The sequence below is a fragment of the Scytonema sp. NUACC21 genome (assembly GCF_054684315.1).
In genome coordinates, this window is record NZ_BAAFZH010000039.1 from 18,585 (window position 1) to 38,585 (window position 20,001).

The window sequence follows — 20,001 nt, forward strand, 5'->3', positions numbered from 1 at the left end:
CAGCGCAACTCACAGCATATTTAAGGAAATAACCATGCTATTAACCCATTTGGTCTTATTAATTATTGGAATAGTTAGTGTTCGGTTCGGACTAAAGATAACCGAAGAAGTCTATCGCATTGCAGTTGTCTTTGCAGGAGCCATATTGCTATTGATGGGATTTATTCTAGTTCCATCAGGGCTCCAAATTGCAGGCTTGTTGTTGCTGCTAGGATTGCACCAGTTCTATACTCCACAAAAGATATTAGATAAAGTAGTCACAAGTAACCGTAGGTACTAAAAGAAAAAATAAATACTAGTTTGTAGATTTTTCTGGAATTATGTTACTGGATCTGTAAAACTAAATATACAGTGATACAAATACAGTTCATGACTAGGTATGTTACATCCAGAAACGCAAGTGATTTTACCACTTTTAGAAACACCCTTGGAAGAGCTAATTCTTGCCTGCGTGCAACAGCGTTTGAGTGAAATGCCACCCATTGCCTGGAAACAAGGAGCATCTGCTACCGTTGTTGCTGCTTCTGGGGGTTATCCGGGAGCATACGAAAAAGGAAAAGTTATTAATGGCATCGATCGCTGCGTTGAATTGGGAATCACCGTATTTCACGCTGGCACTCAGCTGAGCCAAGAACAACTGGTGACAGATGGGGGTAGAGTGTTAAATGTTACAGCAGTAGGAGAAGATTTTGACGGAGCACTTGACAAAGTATACGTTGGTATACAAAACATTCATTTTGAGGGAATGTATTATCGACGAGATATCGGATATCGGGTAAGAAAATAGGAACACTGGGGGGAGTCGGGAGCAATTTTCCCGATCCCCTGCTCCGCCACTTTACCAATCCGCTGCTTACTTATTTGCCAAAGAAACTGTTAATTTTTAGATATTGGGGTTGTTTTCATGCCACAGAAGTATGAAAACAGAAATAGACCCCGCCAAAAAAGTCAAACCCTGATAGGTATGAAACAGAGTTTAAACTGTTTTAGTACGCTGGATGTCATCACCATTAATAACTTTTTAAGATGCTGGCTATTTTCAAAACAATCAAAGAAGCAATTGTAAATTGGTGGTCGGAGTTCACGCTTCAGACCAAGCTTTTGGCTGCTGCCACTTTAGTCGTATCTTTGGTGATGAGTGGTTTGACCTTCTGGGCAGTGAATACGATTCAGCAAGATGCGCGTCTCAACGATACCCGCTTTGGACGCGATCTCGGACTGTTACTAGCTGCTAACGTTGCCCCACTCATTGCCGAACGCAATCTCACTGAGGTCGCACAATTTTCTCAACGCTTCTACAGCAGCACTTCCAGCGTGCGTTATATGCTGTACGCTGATGAAACGGGAAAAATCTTTTTCGGCATTCCCTTTTGGGAACCAGAAGTGGAAACCTCCCTCACTATCAAACGGCGAATACAACTGCCAGATGATTACGCGGCTGATGCTGACAAGCCGATGGTGCGACAGCATAGATCGCCAGATGGAGAAGTCACTGATGTGTTTGTGCCGCTGACAGTGGATGGCAAATACTTGGGGGTAATGGCGATTGGTATCAACCCCAACCCAGCCGCAGCAATCTCCACAAACTTCACCCGCGATGTCACCATTGCTGTTTTCATCTCAATTTGGGTAATGGTGATTTTGGGAGGCGTGATTAACGCTTTGACCATCACCAAACCCATTAAAGAACTACTCGTAGGTGTGAAACAAATTGCTGCGGGAAATTTCAAACAGCGTATTGACCTTCCACTTGGAGGTGAACTAGGGGAATTAATTCTCAATTTTAATGAAATGGCAGAACGCTTGGAGCGCTACGAAGAACAAAATATTGAAGAACTCACAGCAGAAAAAGCCAAGCTGGAAACATTGGTTTCTACCATAGCCGATGGTGCAGTCCTGATTGATAACAATATGCAGGTCATTTTAGTAAATCCCACAGCCAGGAGGATTTTTAACTGGGAAGGCACTGAGGTGGTAGGAGAAAATGTTTTGCGTTACTTGCCGTCAGCAATAGAAATAGAAATTACCCGTCCCTTGTATGAAATGGCAGCAGGGGAATGTGAAAGCGCGGAATTCCGTATTCCACTAAATCAACCCACAAAAAGAACCCTCCGCATTCTCTTGACAACGGTTGTTAACCAGCAGAGGGAAAGTATTAAAGGTATTGCTATTACCGTACAGGATATTACCCGTGAAGTAGAATTGAACGAGGCAAAAAGCCAATTTATTAGCAACGTGTCCCATGAGTTGCGAACCCCCCTGTTTAACATTAAATCCTTTATTGAGACGTTGCACGAATACGGTGAAGAGTTAAGCTCAGTGGAACGTCGGGAATTTTTAGAAACAGTTAATCACGAAACTGATAGGCTAACCCGCCTCGTAAACGATGTTTTAGATTTGTCTAAACTGGAATCAGGTCGCAGGTATCATCTTGATGGAGTAGATTTGACACAAGCTATCGAGCAAACACTGCGTACTTACCAACTGAATGCCAAAGATAAAGGCATTGAACTGATTCAGGAAATTTCTCCTAGGTTACCTCTAGTTGTCGGTAACTACGATCTGTTGCTGCAGGTGTTGGCGAATCTGATTGGGAATGCCCTGAAGTTTACCAAAGCAGGTGGGAAAGTCGCACTCCGTGCCTATCAACTCGACTCACAGCCCAATTCAAGCGATCGTCGTACATCTCTAGTGCGGGTTGAAATTTCCGATACTGGCATTGGCATTGCCCCAGAAGATCAAGATGCAATTTTTGACCGCTTCTTCCGCGTGGAAAATCGCGTTCATACCTTGGAAGGCACTGGTTTGGGTTTATCAATTGTTAGAAATATCATTGAAAAGCACCACAGTAGAGTTTATTTGGTGAGTGAAGTTGGAGTTGGAACCACTTTTTGGTTCGACTTAGCAGTCTATGAAGAAGAGGCATCTCATTTTCCAAAATTGTCATCCGTAGTTTGAGAACTTTAAAGCGATAGCTTCGCTACAGCATAGCGGCAGATCTCTTACTTATATTAACCATCAGTAAAATTTATGAGAGTAATGTGGGATACTTTCATAATTTTGTTGGTTACTGGTGATTTTTGATTTTCTAGTGTAGATGTTGTGCTTATCAAAAGATTGCAATGAAAACTCGATTGTTTCATCTTCCAGTAGCTTCAATGTTACTTTGCCTTCTCGGTTGCAGTCTTACTCCCCAGCAGATTCAGGCTAACGCACTTTCCCAAGCTGAAAAGTATGCACAAAAGTCGAAATTGACTGTTGTTGATTGTTCTGGTCAAGACAGTGATTCTAACGGTTATGTCACTTGCTCATTTAAAGATCTGCAGACTCAAACGATGTCTAGTGCAGAGTGTGCTTACGACTTTCGAGTTGGTGTAGGGTGCAAGGTAGCTTGGACTCGCTATTAGGTATTACAACAATCCTCGGTAACGAATAAAAACCAAAACCACTGCCCACGACCCTAACGCGACTTTGACTGCAACCAGGATATTGAGCACGGGGATAACTCCACCACTGATAAGTGTGCCCAACTCTCCGTGTGGTAACTCTACCCCAGCCAGAGTAATAACCGCCAGTACAACGAAAACAAGAACCGAAACTTTTTCCCATGTAGCGGCGTGCCAACGCTGGTATATGCTTTGCATCCATTCAGTTGATGAAGTAATCGCAATCAGCCCGATCGCCGTTCCACCCGCCACTCCCGCAGCAAAACCACCACCCGGACTGAGATGCCCCCGAATAGCTAGCTCAATACTTACTAACGCGGAAATGGTCGCTCCCAAACGCGCCAGAATAATGGATGGTTGATCTTTAAATTGATAGATCGAGCAGGACGGTCTTTCATTCGCCAGCAGAAAGTAGGCACCCATAATTGCGATCGTAAATACAACTACTTCAAAGATAGTGTCATACAGCCGATTTCTGAGAATGATAGCCGTAACTGCATTAGGTACCCCACTATCTTTTACAACCGCTTCAACAATATCCGTTAAGTCTGGTGCTGGATTGGGCATGATGAGGATTTTGATGCACAGCGCTATCCCGGCTGCAATGTAGACCCATTTCATTTATGCTCCTCCCCTGAATCTGTTGTACTTGTATAAGTCAGGATTGTCGCAGGTGACGAAAGTTCGTTTTGCATGATGTCATAGATGCGTCGAACCCTGGTTGTGGTGTGATAGGGTTGTTTTTCGTCCCCATACAATGCGCCGTCGCGATCGCCGTGTTCCAGTTGGGCACAGGTTGCATGGACTTCTTTGTCCATCAATTCAACACTAAGACATCCGGTTTGGAAAGCAGATTCAACGAGTGCGCGGATCATGTCGATTAGAGCATAGTTGCCAATTTCTTTCCTCCACTGTGAAACATTTCAACCCCCTTTAGTCTGATATGGATCAATTTACTGTGTGATTGTCACTTTAGCTTTCTTGTGATTAAAATCACAATATCTTCATAATTTATTCATCTTATGTAAACTTTAGCCTAAACTCTTTTTCATTGACAATGGATATCGGGTGCTAGAGGTCTTACACGGAATTTTGTTTGATATTTGAACTATTAAATTATACACTAATATGTGCCGGATTGTACGGTTCTCCGCACAATTTTATCTTGTAACCTTTGTTTATCAAAGAAATGAGCGGAAATCCTCATCCTTGTGACTCAACTGCACCCAGTCTAAGTGTAAAGATTGGAACTTTTGCACCAAGCGATCGCATGCGGGACGCTCGGTAGCGTAATGTCCGGCATCAATTAAAATAAGATCGCGATCGCGGCTTTCCTGAAATTGATGAAATTTACAATCAGAAGTCAAATAAACTTGGGCACCTGTTTTGAGAACTGCCGAAATAAAACTTGCGCCCGAACCGCCCAAAACAGCAACTCGTGAAATTGCCTGCTCTAAATCAGCTGTGGGAGAGAAAATCAGGTGAGGTGGCGCGAGTCTAGATTGAATTGTTTTGAGCAAATTGCCCAAACTGAGGGATGGATTTAGATCTCCAACACGTCCATAACCCAGATTGGGTTGAGTTGTGACTATGGGCGAGACTTCCTGAAGTTCTAAAATTTGAGCCAAAACATCGGCAGTTCCATTTTCTACTTGATCGAAGTTAGTATGGGCGCTGTAAATACCAATATTGTGAATAAATGCCAGCCGCACCATTTCACTGACAGCGTTGCCAACACGTAACGACTTAGGTGGAGTAAAAATTAGGGGATGGTGGGCAAAAATCAGATTCACGGGGTTCCCAGCACTACGCAAAGCAAGTGCTTCTTGCATGACTGCTAAAGTTGGTGTCAAGCAAACTAGAACCCGTGCGCTTTCCTGCAATACCCCAGGTTCAACTTGCCAGCCGCAGTTGTCCCAGCTTTCTTGCCAAGCTGGATTTGCCCATTGTTCAAACCAAGCAATTAAATCAGCAATTTTCATCAAAAAGGGATAAAGAAAGGATGAAGGATAAAGGATAAAAAATAAATTGATGGATGCTTGCCATCGGCAGTTGGTTTGTTCACCGTCAATTTGGGCTAAGTGTCATTTTGTGGAATATATAGTTCTAATGTATCCGTTATGGAACTTATGAGTGTAATATCAGCAGTGTTTTTAACGATCGCATTTCCCAGTTTTGCAAAACTAGTAGCTAAAGTCTTGCGCGGATTCAATGACAAAGGTTGGATAGCATACTGGCTCAAGATATCATCTAGTTTTTGGAAAGAATGAATTAATGGTTACCGTTCATGGGTCGCTCATTGAAACTTAACCAAATACGTGAACAACTAACTCTCTCACATGGCTTCTTTGTCTGTGTTCCCACAGATAGATTCCTTGCCAAGTTCCCAATACCAAATGACCGTTATTTATGGGTATGTTTTCTGAACTGCGGGTGAGGGTTGTGCGGATATGTGCTGGCATATCATCGGGACCTTCGGCATCATGGATGTAGTTTGCGGATTCTGGCACGAGTTTTGCCATAAAGTTTTCCAAATCCTTAAGTACATCAGGGTCGGCGTTTTCTTGAATGACCAAACTGGCTGAGGTATGGCGCAAAAACAAGGTACACAAACCTGTTTCAACTCCTGATTCGGCAACAATGGCTTCAATTTTTGAAGTGATGTTGTGTAAAGATTTACCAGTGGTAGAAATTCTCAGTAGCTTTTGGTAATGGGGCATCTTTAAAATTAGTGATTAGTCATTGCCTACTTATCATTAGTACTTGATTGAGGGTGGCTTGACTCTTGATTATCGACTGTTGATTCTTGGTTCTCTGGTTCTTCTGAGTCATGGAGGTGACTATCAAGCCAAGGAGAATCAAAATGAGTCCACGGAAGAATGGGCTTGTTGGGTAAGTTAGGGGTTAGCACTGTGATGTTTGCTGGATCTGGTTTTGGCAAACGCAAGCTTTTCACTTTGGACTCTGACTCTCGATTGTTAAATTGTGGAAATGAACTCATAAATGTTGCTGCAAATTGGGTATAAAATAGACAGCTACCACGTGTAGCAAAGCAACTAAGGCAAGTCCCCAAGTCACACCAGCAGCATAGAACAAAGATTGAGAAATGTCATTCAATGGCTGCTTGTTAGCATTATATGTCTCTACCAAGTTAACCAGCATCTGTAACTGATATTCTTCTGGTGGCATTGCCAAATATGTTTCTAGGAATACTTCGTTTTCTGGATTGGGTGAAATAACGAATTGACGCGGCAGTAAAGCATTTACTAACAGGGTGAAGTTTACTGAGAATAATACCACCTCCATAACACTGAAGAGGCTATATACCGAGAGCAGTCGGGCAATAGTGAGCACGCTCAGCAGTGCGCTGTTTGCTACAAATAAAATATTCGTCTGAGTGAGCAAAATTTGCCGTTCCTCCTTTTGCTTGTCTAAAACCCGACGCACGTCTTGGGAGGCTAAGCTCAACGTCAGGGAATATAGATTTTGTGATTCCATGAAAAAACTTTGGAATACATATACCTGTGTAAAAATACTTGACAAACTTAGCACCCTGCGACCGCAAGCTGATTTTTTAATTGGGTTCCTTACACTCTAAACCGTTCTCACGTTGTAAATAGTTAATGACATCATGAGCTATAGTTTCATTCCCATCCTTGGCAACGGGCTGAGATTGCTTTGGTGGTTGAGGTGGATGATTGAGAAAATCCCAATTTCCTTGGAAAAATTCAGATGGGGTTAGTATTTGATGGGGATTGTAATTAGAAATACCATCCAATAAACAAGCTGCCTCCGCAAAGTCATCGCGGGTAACTGAAACAATGGGTAATCCCAATTTTGTGGCTTCTGCAAAGGTACTGAAGCCCGGTTTAGAAACAACTCGTCCGCAAACAGGCATAAAATCTACAGGACGGTACTTCTGGTCGGTCACCGGTATGACATTGGGCATTTGGGGGGCAAATTTATCAAAGGTAATAAATTGCCAATCAGGGAACTGTTGCAGGTTGTCATAAGGAATTTGCTGCAAGCCCAAACCGCCAAAAGTCAGTAGGATAGTCTTTTCTTTTGGGGCTGTGATTCCCCACGTGGAACGAATTGCCTCTGAAGTATGACGGGGAGTACCGCCCGTTAATCCCACATCTATGATATTTTTGAAAGCATTCATCGGTTCATAGAAAGGCAGACGGTAGAGGCGATCGCACTTTGAGTAGCAATCACTTATCCAATCAGCAATGCCTGTAAAGCTTCCGCCCCAATCTCGGTAAACAAAATCCCATCCAAAGTTACTCATCGTCCAACAAGGTATACCAGATGCTTTAGCTATTTCACTCGCTAGGAACGGAACATCTGCCAAGACAAGATGTACGCGATTCTGGCGGATAAAATTCACTTCAGAAGCAACGATGGAATTCTGGTTTTTCTTAATTTCCAGCAATTTCTCTAAAGTGGCATCTTTATCCATTCTCAAGCTATCTGCCTGAACGACACCCAAATCAAGCCCACGGGGGCGCTGGATAAAATCGCCTTCTATGTAGCACTCTAGCAGCCAGCGTGGCGCTGTTGTCACCATAATGAGAAGAACTTCCGGACATAGCTTCTGAATTGTGGCAGCTACGGATGCTGTGCGGGTTGCATGCCCGAATCCGTGATTGGTAATTGCAATGTATAAAGTAGGTCTTTCCATTTTAGTTATGTGTCATTTGTCATTTGTCATTTGACCTATCCAATTTTTACGGTTAGATGGCTTGCTGTTCACACCCTAGCTGTACCAACTGTATTCTTTTTGGGTGCGATCGCTGCGATGCAGTTTATTCAACGCTAGGAGAAAATTATGGACAGAAATACCAATCCCAACAATCAGCCGGTTGAGTTAAACCGAACCTCATTGTATCTGGGACTATTACTTGTATTCGTTTTAGGGATTCTGTTTTCCAGTTACTTCTTTAACTAACTGGAACAGCGGTTATCCATTTTTGTAGATTTTTAACTGGTGACGTTGATTAGTTAAGGGAGGAAAAGGCAGTGTCTGGAAGTGGCAGAATACCCCTCTGGGTTGTCGCAACAATCGCAGGGTTAGGCGTAATTACGGTTGTAGGCATTTTCTTCTACGGAGCCTACGCAGGTCTCGGTTCTTCCATCTAGTAGTAAACCGAATGCGAAATAGCTAATAGCTAATTGCCAATGGGAAAGCGCAATTAGTTATTAGCTATTAGTTAATAGTTGAATAATGAGTTAAAAAATAGTCAGTCTAAAACCGCCCACTTGATGAAGATGGACGGTTTTATTGATGGGTTAATTGTTAGTAGAGACACCGTATAGCGGATACTGTCAACTACTAACAACTCACTAATAACTACTAACCAATCTAGCCAATATCGTCACGTTCAATGTATAACAACATAAACGCCGATACTACAGCTGGTGTAACCAAACAGGTTAGGGGAACGAGAATGGAAGGCAAGAATGAAGCTGCGTACATAAAGATTCCTCTTATCATTAAGCAACAATTCATTTAGGAGCTTACTGTAAATTTTGCCTTGATTCTTTTTATTCTAAAGATTTTTAACAAAAGGAGTTCTTAGTTAGGGGATTTCCAAGAAATAAATGAGCCCTGGGTGTGGGAGGGAGAGGACGCTCCTACTCAAATTCCCAAAAGTTCATCCGGAAGCAAAGTAGGTAAGTCTGGAGGGACAACAGCCCGTTGGATGGACACTTTGTCACTTTCCTGTTGGGTAGCCATGTCTACTGCGATCGCTTCCACGCGAATTTCCAAACAGCCAAAAGGAACGTTAATCTGAACTAATTCCTCCATTCCAGGAGAAATCAGAGGAAGCAAATTTGTCAACCAACGGGGACCATCTATTAACACGCGAGTTTGGCAATCCTCCACCCAAAGTTTCACAGCTAATTCAGGGCGTCGTTCGGATAGTTGCACGCGTACCATAATAGATTTCCCAGAAATCAGCTCGCCTTTTGGTAAAAACAACTGGGGAACTGGTAGCGGTTCTGCTATAACCAAAGTACTTGGTAACAAAGTGGGTGTCACTCCTGTTTGTTCCTCCTCTTGTGAAGGGTTGGGGATAGAGGTATCAGCTAACGGTTCATCAAAAGTATCATCATCTACCACAATTTCCTGCGCTAACCACATTGATGGTGTTTTGCCATACTGGAAAGTCGCAACAGACGGGCTATCTGTAGGACTAGCAGGTAACTCATCTGCTACATCCACTACATCCGCTACAGAATCTATTGCTACCTGCTCCTGTGTCTCGGTACCCGTTGCTTGATTTTCCGCGTCCCCTTGTTCCTGTGTCTCGGTACCCGTTGCTTGATTCTCAACCTTCTCTTGTTCCTGGGTCACTGCGATAGCTTCGCTCCTGCTCTCCGAGCAGATCGCTTCTACAGGGACAGTCGTGATATCGTAGTCTTGGTCTTGGTCTTGTAAATTGATAGGCTCGGGTATAGAATACCCTTGAGTTTGCATCCACTTTTTAATTAGGGGAGATGTAAAACTATCACCTATGACTATTAACTCAGCATTAGATGGAGGAACCAAGTTAGAATACACTTGCTCCTGAGATTGCCTTTTTTCTACTACTAATTGAGATGAATCATTCAAAGGTTCTACTTGGGGCTGTGTATCTCGCTCTGCTGATTCAGATAAATCCTGAATAAGAGATTCATCTTGAAATTGTGTTTTTCCTACCTCTAACTGAGAAAAATCCTCATTGTGAGTTTCAGTTAAGATTTGCTGGTTATGAATGGGCGGTTGAAAGTTGAATAACTCTATTGGTTTGCCCTCAACTTTTTGTTTATCATCTGAAATAACTGTGATTCGTCTAAGATAAGGAAAAGTAGTGCCTCTGCTCCTTGTTTGACCAATAGCAGTCAAAGAATCCTCTTTATCTGCACTTGGCAATGCAGGAACAACAACACTAGAGGCAATCTGTTGATTTTGTCTTTGAGAAACGGTTGGTAATTGAGGTGCCGATTGACGAAGGGAACGCCTCTTAATACTGGGTGGTAAAGTTTTTGTGACTACGGGATTTGCAATAACAGGCTGAGAAGTCTTTGCTGTTTTTACTAGATTAAAAAGTTCCAAATCTAGAGTTATATTCGACTTTTTTGTATCTGAAGTAATAGTTAACGCTGATTGCGCTTGTGTATCTTCTACAATATCCGTTGTACTCTGATTAGCTGTAGTGCTGATTGCCAGTAACTCTGCTACATCTGCCGCAATTGTAAAAGACTCTCTTGCTAACAGTAGAGTGTCACCTCCAACCGAAATTGTCCCATACAAACTGACATCTGCCAAAATAAGTTTAGATGCACATTCAGTAGGAATCTCTACCGAACATCTAATATTAAAGGGAATTAACTTTTCTGGTAAAGACTGTCGTACTCTTCTGATTAATTCAGAACCTTGCGGTGAGTGTAGTTCTACTCGAATTTCACCACTATAAATTTTTTCAATATTTTCTCTAGCTTCTGTTTCTTTTAACTTTACAGAACCATTAATTGTGATATTTTCACCCCAAGACACAGTATAAATTTCCTTGTCTAGTGTCAGTGCTAGGGGACAATCCGGCACAGATTCTGGAGAATCCGCAACCGCTTTTTCATCCTCTAATACTTGCTCCGAATCAGGTATAGCTAACTCAATCAAATGGTTGACTATTTGCTCTGCTGTTTCTCCTTTTAGCCATACCGGATTGACGGGTTGTGCAATAATTTCTTCTTCGTTTTCAATCTGACTTTCAGCAGCAAGTACCTCCTTGTTTTCGTTTTCCTGTTCCCCCTGTGTGATGGTGACCTTAGGTAGAACTTGTAACCGAACACTCTGCTGCCAAGGTGTACCGAGAACATCCGATACGAGATCGCTGGAACAACGCAACTCCCAAATTCCCGGTTTGAGGTAGGTATAAGGAATAACCGCCATTAAACCCTCTGCGTTTGTGCGACGCGTTCGCCTTTGGATTCGCCGCTTGGGTGGCATTTCCAAAGTCGAGGTATGAACGATCCGTACCTCCACATCCATGTTGGCACGGCTAGAGCGAGCGACAACGCGATATCGCCCCTCTATAATTTCCTCGTTTGGCGATTCCAAAGGACGCCAAGAGCGATCGCCCTGTTGCTGTATGAGAAATTGCCAGTTTTCCATTGTGAGTGTCTCAGACTGTAGAGCGCTCTCGTATGACTTGCAGGATATTGCTTGACAGTTTAGCTCAATGCACCGCCTAAAGTGTTATTTTTTATCCTAAGGATGTACAAGATTTTTGTAAAATGCAAGTTATCCGCTTTTCAGCCAGGTAAAATGAGGTAGTTCATAACAGCCCTAACTGCAAGATCTGGTCATTTTGCTCGGAATTTTCTGGCGTAACAGTTGTTAAATCTGCTGGAGGTTCAACAACCAAAGGCGCATTTTCTTCAAATCTCAGTTTTGAGCTTCTGATGTAATCCTCATCAATCTCAAAAGCTAACCACCGTCTTTGTAAAGTTTCCGCAACTCGACCTGTCATGTTAGAACCAGCAAATGGTTCTAAAACAATATCCCCTGGTTCTGTACAAAGATTAATAACAAACTCTGGCAACGCTTGAGGGAACCTTGCAGGATGTGGTTTAAAACCTTCTTCGTGTTTAATGTCAATGATGAAGTGAAAGTCATGATCATTGATTTAGATGCAGAACGCGGTCGTATTTCACTATCTACCAAACAGTTGGAACCCGAACCAGGCGACATGATTAAGAATCGCGATCTGGTTTATGACAAAGCAGAAGAAATGGCTGCTAGATATCGGGAACAACTATTGGCTAAACAGCAAGGCCAACAAGCTGCTGCACCCGTTGCTGAGGAAGAGATTGTCATTGCTGAGGAAATACCAACAGCAATCGAAGAGGAAATACCAGCAGCGATTGAAGAGTAATCCGTTTTTTCGTTGTGATTTTAAACAGCGTTTAAGAAGATGAAATTGCTTGAAAAAGAGGGAAAGCCCCTCTTTTTTTGTAACGGACATTTCACCTGTGTAAAGAATTGGGGTGCTAAATTGTCAGGGCGAACAACCGTTCGCCCCTACCGGTATACTTCATTTATTTATTCCTACTAACTACTAACTATTAACTCTGTTGCTTTTTTCTCGTTGTTTTACGTTTAACTTTTGGTGTTGGCTCAAGAGAAGAGGTGTTTTCTTCTGAAAGTTGACACAATTCATTTAAATTCAATTTTTGTTGGGCGTGTAATTCTGTCAGCCAGTTTGTTGCTTTTTCTAAAACTTGCTTGTCTTGTCTGACTTGAAGAATACGCTTGTTTTCCTTAATATCAAGTAAGACAAAAATAGAGAGAGTCCGCCAACAGATTTGAGGTTTTGCGATCGCCTGAAAGTTAGTGAGAATTTTGCCATCTTCGGGAACGTGGAGACCAAGCCCTGACTTCTGAATGAGTTGCTGAATATCTGCAACTGCTAAAGCCTGGATATTGGGAAGATTATTTTCAAGAGGAGCCAATTCTTCTAAGTTAGGTAAATCTACAATTCCTTCTGGCAAAGCTTCAAACTGAAAAGTCAAATTTTCCTGACAAGGGTCAGCGATCGCATAAATTTGTTTACTTTGGGGTGGTAAGGAGATATTTCCCCGTTTGTAAAATTCTTGTCCTTGGGATGTTATTTTAATTTCCCCTGTTGATAAAACTTGCAAGCTTTTAAAACTTTCTAGATTTTCAGCAGTATGTTGCACAAATATTTGGTCTAACCCAAGTACACTCGCTAATTCCTTAACTGTTGGAGAAGGTGTAAACTCAAGACTTGCACGCAGGATAAATTCCTCCAAAACATTAAACTTACGCGGCTCGCTAATCATCACCTCCACTAGCGTTTGTTGTAATTGGTAGCGAAATTCACGGGCTGCTAAAACCGATAGATTGGAGTTTTGCTTTTCAATTTCCCGTGCAAGCAAGCTGAGATTTGGGTCGATTGATTTGGAATTTTGAACAGCAGGCGGAGGCTGATGGACGCTGACAATTGTCTTTTCTATTTGCGTGTCTTCGCTACAGGCAGTGGCTGTTATTTGGGATTTTGAATCTGAAACTTGGGGTGGGGAATCTACCGTGGCTTCTTGAGGATGAGACTCTTGAATATCCGGATTTTCGTTTTCAGATTTTTTTCGTTTGCGAGGAGCCATACTTAGAAATTTAGTACCATTATGATGGTACTTTATGGGGTTCCAAAACTTGCACCCCACCATTTAATACCTTGTAACAATGAGGTGTAGTACACCATATTTCCAAGCCACTTGATTGAGATACAGCATATTTCAGGTAAACGAAGTACACCCGTAGGGGCGAACGGTTGTATGCCTAGGAGCGTCGGCACGCTATGTGCAAGGCACACGCTTCGCGAACGCGTTGACGGAGCCTGTCCGCAGGACTTACGCCCTTACAACAATCTGTACCTCCTCCGCGTTGCAATCTGCTGTAAGTTAGTGCAAACTGTCTTTGAACTCGCTCGACAAGCTTGTTCAACGTTCTAACTGTATTTGTACGAAAAGGTCAGTTGCATCCGGGAAAATGTTGTAAGGTTCCAGTCTGCAGTTGTAACAGCAGATACTGTCTACAATTGATTGCAAAATATTGGTGTTAAGGATTGTGGAGTGACCAACTCCCTTCGGATCTGAGTAATTAGAGGAAGATGGCTCAATATAAGAAATAACATTAAAGAGAACATATTTTTTAGCGCACTTAACCATTTTCTTTACAAAATATTCTACGAAAGATTCGTAGTGTCGAACTCTGGTTACTAAAAGCCCTAGCGCTAAAACAATATCAAATTTATTTTCTGGTTTAAAAGAGGGGTCGATAAAGTTAACTAATTGGAATTCTGTTGAGGGGATTTTTTGTTGGTTTGTGGATATGAAAGTTGGGACAATATCAATTCCAAGATACTTAGAGTAACTCATGTTAGGAAAACGGAGTGACAAGTAATCCCGCAGTTCTCCTTTGCCACAACCTATATCTAGTATTGAATAATTAGACTGAATCGAAACTTGTTCAAAAAGCCGCTCGAAAAATCGAAAGTCTCTTTCTTCGGTTCTTTCTCCGATACTTCTTGCTGATGTTAGCCCCTCTTTGGCAACTAGTTCAGAATAGCGTTCTCTAATGTGTTGGCTGTCTTCTAACCACAGACTTATAAAATTATCGGAAAATTGTGTTATTGTCATTTGTCATTGTGTATATCATTTATACAATTAATATTTTACATATTTTAAGCCTGTATTTAAATCTTATAATGTTGCTTTTAGAATAGATAATATAAATAATAAACCAAGAACCTCAAACATGAAACGTAAAATTGTTACAAGGTAAGAGATGAATAATTGTCAGGATTCAGTTGAGGGGTATTGACAAGTTTGACATCAGAGAGGGAGCATCATAGGTATGGAAAAAAATCGGTCGCCAAAACCAGACGGTAGTACATTGAGACAGTTGGCGACACAACAAAGGGTTAGAAAGCTTGAGTCTATTTGGTAACAAAGATGGTTGCTACTATTTTTAAACCTTTAAAATTGTTGGTAATTCTATCACTATCTTGTTGTTTTCTGCTAGCAAGTTGCCATCCGGGAAAATTTAAAACTAAAGCGGCGCAAGTATCTCAAGTAGTTTTAGTTTCTCTGAGCGATCCACCTAGCTTTAATTATGCTATGAATGATTCTCCCTATGGTATTTTTTCCTTTATTTATAGGGGATTGATTAATGAGAACCCCGTAACTAATAAGTTAGAGCCAGCATTGGCAGAGAAATGGTCAATTTCTAGCGATCGCCAGCAAATTACTTTTACACTGAGACCGGGATTGAAGTGGTCAGATGGCAAACCTTTGACAGCAGATGATATTGTCTTTACTTATCGAGATATTTACCTCAACAAAAAAATTCCTACTATTTGGAGAGATTTTCTGCGTATTGGCGATAAAGAAGCTTTTCCAATGTTACAGAAACTCAACGAGCGTCAGGTTAGATTTATCTTACCAGAACCTTTTGCTCCTTTTTTAAGAAACATAGAAAGACTGGCAGTTCTTCCTGCTCATGCTTTAAGCTCTTCTGTTTTTACCAATGATATTAATGGTTATCCTCAATTTTTATCAATGTGGGGAACCAACACTCCTCCTGAAAAAATTATTAGTAATGGACCTTATAAGATAGAAAGTTATATTCCATCTGAAAGAGTTATCTTACGACGCAACTCCTATTACTGGCGACATGATTCTAGTGGAAATCAATTACCTTATATTAAACGCATTGTTTGGCAAATTATTTCATCAACTGACAGCCAGTTGCTCAAATTCCGCTCTGGAGAACTGGATAACTTAAATGTAACACCATCGGTATTTAGGTTATTGAAGAAGGAGGAAAAACGCGGAAAATACACTATTTATAACGGTGGGCTTACTGGTGGTTTTTCATTTGTTGGTTTCAATCTCAATCAAGCACGTAATGCTAAAGGGCAACCTTTTGTACACCCAATCAAATCTCGGTGGTTTAATAACCTGGCTTTTAGGCAAGCAGTTGCCCATGCTATTAACCGCAAACGGATGAAAACTAATATCTAACGCTGTCATACTTAAGTATTTTTTCTACTGACAGGATACCGTTACGAGAGCTTTCTTACTTCTCAGACATCCTCTAAGAATTAACTTACGCCGCAAATTGCATCAACTAGACGCTAACGCTAAACCCTTTCAGCAACCCCTGCATTGGGCAGCATTTTGTGCCATTGGTTAGTGACAGAAAATACCTTACAGATTGTCAATCCATTTAGTGATTTAAACCGTAACTCTAGTATTGTAGACTTTCGCGGTTTAGGTGGCTTGCAATTTATCGGTAATCCAAAACAACCTACCTTCACAGTCTGTCAATTAATGAATGGCGTATATCAGCAGCAACAATATCGATTGGGAGATGTTATTTCCTCTTCCCTCTTTCCAAATTTACAACTCAAACTCGACGATATTATGACATAGTGGCTTTATCTTTACGGTTATTAGTAAAAATAATCAAGTTGTGAGCGATCTGCCGAAGGCAGTAGCGAAGCTATCGCAATTCCAAAAATGAGAATTCAACGCTTGATGTTGCCGCAGTTTTCGCAAAACAAGCTGAATCGGTGGTTATTCGATGAGGTAGAGGTAGACTTGGAGCCAGCTAAAGCGAAATTCCGCTCTCATTTAACTGTGTATATGTAAAGTATAAATCCCTATGACTGGAAGCGTTTCGCCTGTAGCTTGATATGCCATAACTGCGGTTAAAGAAATCTCCCCGACTCGCGGATAAATTTACTTTGCGCTTCGGCATCATGTTTGACATCCTTATTGCTTCTAGAGCGCCAGTACAGTAGTCAAGCAGAGAAGCAAAACACACATTTTCTCTCTACTGCAATCCTTGATATTTCGTGAATTTAGAGACGCGCCATGGCTCGTCTCTACACAAAACTAGGTTATTTATGATTTCTGTACCGATGCTCTAGGCATCGAACTTACCCTGTATTGCAGACGGTAGATGGCTAGGGCTAATATGTATAGATAATTGCATAACCCTATGAGTGAAACTGTTTATATCGAAACTAGCATCTTAGGCTATCTCACAGCCCGACCTAGCAATAATTTACTCCTTATGGCCAACCGGGAAATTACGCAAGCATGGTGGGACAATCGCCGCGACCAATTCACTCTTTATATCTCTCAAATTGTTTTGGATGAAGTTGCACGAGGCGAGGCAGAAATGGCAACCAAACGCCTTGAGATAGTGCGTGACTTTCCATTACTTGAAGTCAATGAAGCTGTCCAGAGTTTAGCCGGACAATTTCTGACAAGAAGTAACCTTCCACCCAAAGCTGCTGACGATGCGCTTCACATAGCGGTAGCTACAGTTTATGGCTTGAACTATCTGTTAACGTGGAACTGTAGACACATTGCTAATGCCCAGATTCAAAAGAAACTATCACAAATCAGTGTTGAAGCTGGATATGAGCTACCGACTATTTGTACACCTTATGAGTTAATAGGAGAGTAAAAATGTTGAAGGATGAAGTTCTCGAAGAAATTTACAGGATTCGAGAAGAACACGCTAAATCTTTTAATTACGATTTACAAGCTATTTGTAATGACTTACGTAAGAAGCAAGAGAAGAGTGGAAGAAAAATCATATCATCTCCTCTGAGGAAGCCTAGCCTACCAGTCCAGTAGGAGATGGTATATTTGCGTACAAGTACATTGGATGTCAATGCTCTAGGATACATATGCATTGGTAGACAGATGTACGGATGAAGGAATCACCAGACCTGTACCATGTAGCTAGAAAGCGATCGCACAACCCAAGAAATTCTCCGCCAAAAAGAGGAAGCAGACAAAAGACGCAATGAGAACTTGCAAACAGCGATCGCAATCTTGGGTTTTGGCTTGGGTGCAGCACAAATAGGTGTCAGTACAGCACCTTACATTATTCCTCAACCACAACCACTAAACCCAATACAGCTACCTTTTACTATATCTTTACCACATCCCTTCGTTTTGTCGGTAGTGTTAAGCCTGATTTTTGGTATTGTGGGAGCATTTGTTGGTTGGGGTTTGAGTCTTTTGTTGCAAGCGATCGCTGCACGCAGAAGTCGTCACCAGCCATAAATCTCAACCGGAACACTACTACATAGGTATCAAGGTAAATCAATATTAACGTAGAATTATAATACAGACAAGCTTAAAAAACAATTATTGGGGATAGAAGTAGATCGAAAATGATACCAACTGTCGAGCAAATGCTTGTCTGTATGGGAGTCTGCCAAACATTGTCTAGCTTCTATACCGACATCCACCTATTCCGCTACGACGAAAAGCGTAAGGAAATTTACATTTTGGCTGGCGACACAATCGGTATCACTATCAAAGGAAACGGGCACTGGGAGTTTGATGATGACACTGAAGCCTGACTTTCAACAGATGAGTCGAAAAGAACTCAGAACTTATGTACTTACTCACCGTGAGGATGAAGAAGCTTTACGGATCTATATGGCGCGACTGCACAATGAACCTGGTGTAATTCGACAAAGCGGTGGACTTAGTGAGGAGGATCTCAACCAACTAGAGCAGCCGATCAAAGCACGAGTGAGCGATGCTTGATTTTTTGACATCCTCCCCGACTATCGCGGTGCGGGAATTCCCAGAATCACTTCCGAGAGTTCCTCTTTCTATACAAGCGCAATGGCGTATGAGAGGAAAACCAAAACGCCCTTATGGTTTCTGCCATCTGCTCTTGAGTAAGCTCCCAAGATTGTCTTATATCCTGGAGCGTCATATATTTAGCAATTAACTCAGCTGCTCGTGCTTCGATTTTCTCGACGCGATCGCTTGGCAGTTTTTGCATGATTTCATTCAGATTCTTTGCCATCGTTAAATTACAACTCTCCATGAAAGCTTTAGCGGAAATATGCCTTTAGGCGTCGGCGGAGCCTATCGCAGTTTTTAGACAAATATTGAGGCAAAATGAAGATCGTCGTTCTGATATTTGGGAGTCCGATACCTACAAATATGACGATAAACTCAAACAAAATCCAGGCAAAAGATTTTCGCCAGATAATTCTGTTAGTAGATTTCGCACCTCTACATCAACCCCAGGACGATAAATTTCTACTTGCTGCTGCTGGGGATTAATTAACCATCCCAATTTTACGCCAGCATCCAGATATTCCCGCATTTTATCGCGCAGCATTTCTAAATCATCTGTAGCTGACCTCAATTCTACAACAAAATCCGGTGCAATCGGGGGAAACTTGCGTCTTTGTTCCGGGGTGAGTGCTTCCCAACGTTCCTTTTGAATCCAAGCTGCATCCGGAGAACGATTTGCCCCATTAGGTAACTTAAATACAGTAGAAGAACTAAAAGTATAACCAAGACCAGATTGCCGATTCCAAACTCCCAAATCGATAATTAAATCAGCTTCTCGATTACCACTCTCTCCACCCACAGGTGGCATAATAATCAACTCTCCCCTGGATGTGCGTTCAAACTGTAACTCCCGGTTATTTTGACATAACTGATAGAACTGTTCGTCAGTCAAGTGAACGGTGTCTAAATTTAATGTCAAAGTATTCATATCCCTACAGTAAGGGGGTATACATAATTTATTATATTATTTTTCCGTGCGATAGCACCTTAATAAGGCACAGGAAATGCGATAAACGGAGTTTAACAGCTTAAGCCGTATCGCACTTGCCCAGAAATTTGTTTTAGATTACAACTGTAACTTAGACTGAAAACCTTACTTACTGGTCGAAATATGAATGCTCACAAGATAGAAGTCGTTTTAACTGAAGATGGTACTCTGACGCTACAGGGTTTACCTTTTCATGCTGGGGATGCGGTGGAAGTGATTATTCTGGAAACTAAAATTCCACAGCAGCAAGCCCAACAGTTATCCCAATTAAGTACAAATCCTTATCCTTTGCACAACACACAGCCATACCGTTATGATGACCCCACAGAACCCGTCGCTCCAGAGGACTGGGAAGTTTTGCAATGATTATAC

Annotated in this window: 27 protein-coding genes and 4 pseudogenes; 16 read left to right on the plus strand and 15 right to left on the minus strand. The window is 41.8% G+C overall.

Annotated elements, in window-relative coordinates:
* The first annotated feature begins 34 nt into the window (after positions 1-34).
* The 4 genes and pseudogenes from ACYRY3_RS04085 (at position 35) to ACYRY3_RS04100 (ending at position 3,407) form a co-directional block, all read left to right on the plus strand.
* Positions 35-280: a hypothetical protein gene (locus ACYRY3_RS04085; RefSeq protein ID WP_460200473.1), complete on the plus strand. Its 246-nt coding sequence runs from the start codon at positions 35-37 to the stop codon at positions 278-280.
* A 108-nt stretch (positions 281-388) separates the two neighbouring features.
* Positions 389-787, plus strand: a pseudogene (locus tag ACYRY3_RS04090) (phosphoribosylglycinamide synthetase C domain-containing protein); the annotation flags it as partial.
* Between the two features lie 239 nt (positions 788-1,026).
* Complete coding sequence (gene nblS / locus ACYRY3_RS04095) at positions 1,027-2,958, plus strand: two-component system sensor histidine kinase NblS (RefSeq protein ID WP_460200474.1); 1,932 nt, start codon at positions 1,027-1,029, stop codon at positions 2,956-2,958.
* A gap of 164 nt (positions 2,959-3,122) precedes the next feature.
* On the plus strand, positions 3,123-3,407 hold the full coding sequence (locus ACYRY3_RS04100) for a hypothetical protein (RefSeq protein ID WP_460200475.1): 285 nt from the start codon (positions 3,123-3,125) through the stop codon (positions 3,405-3,407).
* Between the two features lie 3 nt (positions 3,408-3,410).
* Here the strand turns inward: ACYRY3_RS04100 and ACYRY3_RS04105 are convergent, their stop codons facing one another.
* From ACYRY3_RS04105 to ACYRY3_RS04140, 8 genes are all read right to left on the minus strand, one after another.
* Entirely contained in the window at positions 3,411-4,067 is a 657-nt protein-coding gene (locus ACYRY3_RS04105; protein ID WP_460200476.1) for a Na(+)/H(+) antiporter subunit B, read from the minus strand.
* Positions 4,064-4,321 (minus strand): hypothetical protein, encoded by a 258-nt coding sequence (locus ACYRY3_RS04110; protein ID WP_460200477.1) that lies wholly within the window; start codon positions 4,319-4,321, stop codon positions 4,064-4,066. The genes ACYRY3_RS04105 and ACYRY3_RS04110 overlap by 4 nt, the downstream gene beginning before the upstream one ends.
* A 306-nt stretch (positions 4,322-4,627) precedes the next feature.
* Positions 4,628-5,428, minus strand: a complete 801-nt coding sequence (locus tag ACYRY3_RS04115) for a Nif3-like dinuclear metal center hexameric protein (RefSeq protein WP_460200478.1) — start codon at positions 5,426-5,428, stop codon at positions 4,628-4,630.
* A 95-nt stretch (positions 5,429-5,523) separates the two neighbouring features.
* Positions 5,524-5,688, minus strand: coding sequence for a hypothetical protein (locus ACYRY3_RS04120; protein WP_460200479.1), 165 nt, complete (start codon positions 5,686-5,688; stop codon positions 5,524-5,526).
* A 64-nt stretch (positions 5,689-5,752) separates the two neighbouring features.
* A complete protein-coding gene (locus tag ACYRY3_RS04125; protein WP_460200480.1) occupies positions 5,753-6,166 on the minus strand; it encodes a secondary thiamine-phosphate synthase enzyme YjbQ in 414 nt (137 codons plus the stop codon).
* Positions 6,167-6,192: 26 nt separating this feature from the next.
* A complete protein-coding gene (locus tag ACYRY3_RS04130) occupies positions 6,193-6,447 on the minus strand; it encodes a hypothetical protein (RefSeq protein ID WP_460200481.1) in 255 nt (84 codons plus the stop codon).
* Positions 6,444-6,944 (minus strand): hypothetical protein, encoded by a 501-nt coding sequence (locus tag ACYRY3_RS04135; protein ID WP_460200482.1) that lies wholly within the window; start codon positions 6,942-6,944, stop codon positions 6,444-6,446. Before ACYRY3_RS04135 ends, ACYRY3_RS04130 begins: the two co-directional genes overlap by 4 nt.
* A 76-nt stretch (positions 6,945-7,020) precedes the next feature.
* Positions 7,021-8,130: a glycosyl transferase gene (locus tag ACYRY3_RS04140; protein ID WP_460200483.1), complete on the minus strand. Its 1,110-nt coding sequence runs from the start codon at positions 8,128-8,130 to the stop codon at positions 7,021-7,023.
* 9 nt (positions 8,131-8,139) lie between these two features.
* Between ACYRY3_RS04140 and psbF the strand changes: the two genes are divergently transcribed.
* From psbF to ACYRY3_RS04155, 3 genes are all read left to right on the plus strand, one after another.
* Positions 8,140-8,268, plus strand: coding sequence for a cytochrome b559 subunit beta (gene psbF, locus ACYRY3_RS04145; protein WP_460200484.1), 129 nt, complete (start codon positions 8,140-8,142; stop codon positions 8,266-8,268).
* A gap of 9 nt (positions 8,269-8,277) precedes the next feature.
* Positions 8,278-8,397: a photosystem II reaction center protein L gene (locus ACYRY3_RS04150; RefSeq protein ID WP_072040825.1), complete on the plus strand. Its 120-nt coding sequence runs from the start codon at positions 8,278-8,280 to the stop codon at positions 8,395-8,397.
* A 71-nt stretch (positions 8,398-8,468) separates the two neighbouring features.
* The gene (locus ACYRY3_RS04155) at positions 8,469-8,588 is read left to right on the plus strand and encodes a photosystem II reaction center protein J (protein ID WP_015209608.1); all 120 of its coding nucleotides are present in this window, start codon (positions 8,469-8,471) and stop codon (positions 8,586-8,588) included.
* Between the two features lie 223 nt (positions 8,589-8,811).
* Here ACYRY3_RS04155 and psaI read toward each other — a convergent pair whose 3' ends face one another.
* The 3 genes and pseudogenes from psaI to ACYRY3_RS04170 form a co-directional block, all read right to left on the minus strand.
* Complete coding sequence (gene psaI, locus ACYRY3_RS04160; RefSeq protein WP_460200485.1) at positions 8,812-8,958, minus strand: photosystem I reaction center subunit VIII; 147 nt, start codon at positions 8,956-8,958, stop codon at positions 8,812-8,814.
* A gap of 129 nt (positions 8,959-9,087) precedes the next feature.
* Positions 9,088-11,607: a hypothetical protein gene (locus ACYRY3_RS04165; RefSeq protein ID WP_460200486.1), complete on the minus strand. Its 2,520-nt coding sequence runs from the start codon at positions 11,605-11,607 to the stop codon at positions 9,088-9,090.
* A 163-nt stretch (positions 11,608-11,770) separates the two neighbouring features.
* A pseudogene (locus tag ACYRY3_RS04170) lies at positions 11,771-12,079 on the minus strand (DNA methyltransferase); the annotation flags it as partial.
* Between ACYRY3_RS04170 and ACYRY3_RS04175 the strand changes: the two are divergent.
* A pseudogene (locus tag ACYRY3_RS04175) lies at positions 12,080-12,370 on the plus strand (30S ribosomal protein S1); the annotation flags it as partial.
* 190 nt (positions 12,371-12,560) lie between these two features.
* On the opposite strand, the gene ACYRY3_RS04180 reads toward ACYRY3_RS04175, so the two are convergent.
* Positions 12,561-13,619, minus strand: a complete 1,059-nt coding sequence (locus ACYRY3_RS04180) for a hypothetical protein (protein ID WP_460200487.1) — start codon at positions 13,617-13,619, stop codon at positions 12,561-12,563.
* A 336-nt stretch (positions 13,620-13,955) separates the two neighbouring features.
* The gene (locus tag ACYRY3_RS04185) at positions 13,956-14,654 is read right to left on the minus strand and encodes a class I SAM-dependent methyltransferase (protein WP_460200488.1); all 699 of its coding nucleotides are present in this window, start codon (positions 14,652-14,654) and stop codon (positions 13,956-13,958) included.
* 315 nt (positions 14,655-14,969) lie between these two features.
* Between ACYRY3_RS04185 and ACYRY3_RS04190 the strand changes: the two genes are divergently transcribed.
* The 7 genes and pseudogenes from ACYRY3_RS04190 to ACYRY3_RS04220 all read left to right on the plus strand — a co-directional run bounded on the left by ACYRY3_RS04190 (position 14,970) and on the right by ACYRY3_RS04220 (position 18,596).
* The gene (locus ACYRY3_RS04190; RefSeq protein ID WP_460200489.1) at positions 14,970-16,040 is read left to right on the plus strand and encodes an ABC transporter substrate-binding protein; all 1,071 of its coding nucleotides are present in this window, start codon (positions 14,970-14,972) and stop codon (positions 16,038-16,040) included.
* A 231-nt stretch (positions 16,041-16,271) separates the two neighbouring features.
* Positions 16,272-16,451 (plus strand): annotated as a pseudogene (locus tag ACYRY3_RS04195) (Uma2 family endonuclease); the annotation flags it as partial.
* 571 nt (positions 16,452-17,022) lie between these two features.
* On the plus strand, positions 17,023-17,496 hold the full coding sequence (locus tag ACYRY3_RS04200; protein WP_460200490.1) for a type II toxin-antitoxin system VapC family toxin: 474 nt from the start codon (positions 17,023-17,025) through the stop codon (positions 17,494-17,496).
* A gap of 2 nt (positions 17,497-17,498) precedes the next feature.
* Entirely contained in the window at positions 17,499-17,669 is a 171-nt protein-coding gene (locus ACYRY3_RS04205; protein ID WP_460200491.1) for a hypothetical protein, read from the plus strand.
* A gap of 180 nt (positions 17,670-17,849) precedes the next feature.
* Positions 17,850-18,104, plus strand: coding sequence for a hypothetical protein (locus tag ACYRY3_RS04210; RefSeq protein WP_460200492.1), 255 nt, complete (start codon positions 17,850-17,852; stop codon positions 18,102-18,104).
* A gap of 110 nt (positions 18,105-18,214) precedes the next feature.
* Entirely contained in the window at positions 18,215-18,406 is a 192-nt protein-coding gene (locus ACYRY3_RS04215) for a DUF6888 family protein (RefSeq protein WP_460200493.1), read from the plus strand.
* Complete coding sequence (locus ACYRY3_RS04220; RefSeq protein ID WP_460200494.1) at positions 18,387-18,596, plus strand: DUF6887 family protein; 210 nt, start codon at positions 18,387-18,389, stop codon at positions 18,594-18,596. The genes ACYRY3_RS04215 and ACYRY3_RS04220 overlap by 20 nt, the downstream gene beginning before the upstream one ends.
* A 46-nt stretch (positions 18,597-18,642) precedes the next feature.
* Here the strand turns inward: ACYRY3_RS04220 and ACYRY3_RS04225 are convergent, their stop codons facing one another.
* A complete protein-coding gene (locus ACYRY3_RS04225) occupies positions 18,643-18,864 on the minus strand; it encodes a hypothetical protein (protein ID WP_460200495.1) in 222 nt (73 codons plus the stop codon).
* Between the two features lie 132 nt (positions 18,865-18,996).
* Positions 18,997-19,569, minus strand: coding sequence for a Uma2 family endonuclease (locus ACYRY3_RS04230; RefSeq protein WP_460200496.1), 573 nt, complete (start codon positions 19,567-19,569; stop codon positions 18,997-18,999).
* 183 nt (positions 19,570-19,752) lie between these two features.
* On the opposite strand from ACYRY3_RS04230, the gene ACYRY3_RS04235 reads away from it, so the two are divergent.
* Positions 19,753-19,995, plus strand: a complete 243-nt coding sequence (locus tag ACYRY3_RS04235) for a hypothetical protein (RefSeq protein WP_460200497.1) — start codon at positions 19,753-19,755, stop codon at positions 19,993-19,995.
* Positions 19,996-20,001: the final 6 nt, after the last annotated feature.

Excerpts from the sequence above, each read along its gene's own strand:
- ACYRY3_RS04235 (WP_460200497.1), top strand. The coding sequence starts at position 19,753 with ATGAATGCTCACAAGATAGAAGTCGTTTTAACTGAAGATGGTACTCTG.
- ACYRY3_RS04215 (WP_460200493.1), top strand. The coding sequence starts at position 18,215 with ATGATACCAACTGTCGAGCAAATGCTTGTCTGTATGGGAGTCTGCCAA.
- ACYRY3_RS04185 (WP_460200488.1), bottom strand. The coding sequence starts at position 14,654 with ATGACAATAACACAATTTTCCGATAATTTTATAAGTCTGTGGTTAGAA.
- ACYRY3_RS04150 (WP_072040825.1), top strand. The coding sequence starts at position 8,278 with ATGGACAGAAATACCAATCCCAACAATCAGCCGGTTGAGTTAAACCGA.
- psaI (WP_460200485.1), bottom strand. The coding sequence starts at position 8,958 with ATGAATTGTTGCTTAATGATAAGAGGAATCTTTATGTACGCAGCTTCA.
- ACYRY3_RS04100 (WP_460200475.1), top strand. The coding sequence starts at position 3,123 with ATGAAAACTCGATTGTTTCATCTTCCAGTAGCTTCAATGTTACTTTGC.
- ACYRY3_RS04225 (WP_460200495.1), bottom strand. The coding sequence starts at position 18,864 with ATGGCAAAGAATCTGAATGAAATCATGCAAAAACTGCCAAGCGATCGC.
- ACYRY3_RS04110 (WP_460200477.1), bottom strand. The coding sequence starts at position 4,321 with ATGATCCGCGCACTCGTTGAATCTGCTTTCCAAACCGGATGTCTTAGT.
- ACYRY3_RS04130 (WP_460200481.1), bottom strand. The coding sequence starts at position 6,447 with ATGAGTTCATTTCCACAATTTAACAATCGAGAGTCAGAGTCCAAAGTG.
- ACYRY3_RS04180 (WP_460200487.1), bottom strand. The coding sequence starts at position 13,619 with ATGGCTCCTCGCAAACGAAAAAAATCTGAAAACGAAAATCCGGATATT.
- ACYRY3_RS04125 (WP_460200480.1), bottom strand. The coding sequence starts at position 6,166 with ATGCCCCATTACCAAAAGCTACTGAGAATTTCTACCACTGGTAAATCT.
- ACYRY3_RS04135 (WP_460200482.1), bottom strand. The coding sequence starts at position 6,944 with ATGGAATCACAAAATCTATATTCCCTGACGTTGAGCTTAGCCTCCCAA.
- ACYRY3_RS04140 (WP_460200483.1), bottom strand. The coding sequence starts at position 8,130 with ATGGAAAGACCTACTTTATACATTGCAATTACCAATCACGGATTCGGG.
- ACYRY3_RS04205 (WP_460200491.1), top strand. The coding sequence starts at position 17,499 with ATGTTGAAGGATGAAGTTCTCGAAGAAATTTACAGGATTCGAGAAGAA.
- ACYRY3_RS04165 (WP_460200486.1), bottom strand. The coding sequence starts at position 11,607 with ATGGAAAACTGGCAATTTCTCATACAGCAACAGGGCGATCGCTCTTGG.
- ACYRY3_RS04085 (WP_460200473.1), top strand. The coding sequence starts at position 35 with ATGCTATTAACCCATTTGGTCTTATTAATTATTGGAATAGTTAGTGTT.
- ACYRY3_RS04190 (WP_460200489.1), top strand. The coding sequence starts at position 14,970 with ATGGTTGCTACTATTTTTAAACCTTTAAAATTGTTGGTAATTCTATCA.
- ACYRY3_RS04115 (WP_460200478.1), bottom strand. The coding sequence starts at position 5,428 with ATGAAAATTGCTGATTTAATTGCTTGGTTTGAACAATGGGCAAATCCA.
- ACYRY3_RS04220 (WP_460200494.1), top strand. The coding sequence starts at position 18,387 with ATGATGACACTGAAGCCTGACTTTCAACAGATGAGTCGAAAAGAACTC.
- ACYRY3_RS04105 (WP_460200476.1), bottom strand. The coding sequence starts at position 4,067 with ATGAAATGGGTCTACATTGCAGCCGGGATAGCGCTGTGCATCAAAATC.
- ACYRY3_RS04230 (WP_460200496.1), bottom strand. The coding sequence starts at position 19,569 with ATGAATACTTTGACATTAAATTTAGACACCGTTCACTTGACTGACGAA.
- ACYRY3_RS04200 (WP_460200490.1), top strand. The coding sequence starts at position 17,023 with ATGAGTGAAACTGTTTATATCGAAACTAGCATCTTAGGCTATCTCACA.
- nblS (WP_460200474.1), top strand. The coding sequence starts at position 1,027 with ATGCTGGCTATTTTCAAAACAATCAAAGAAGCAATTGTAAATTGGTGG.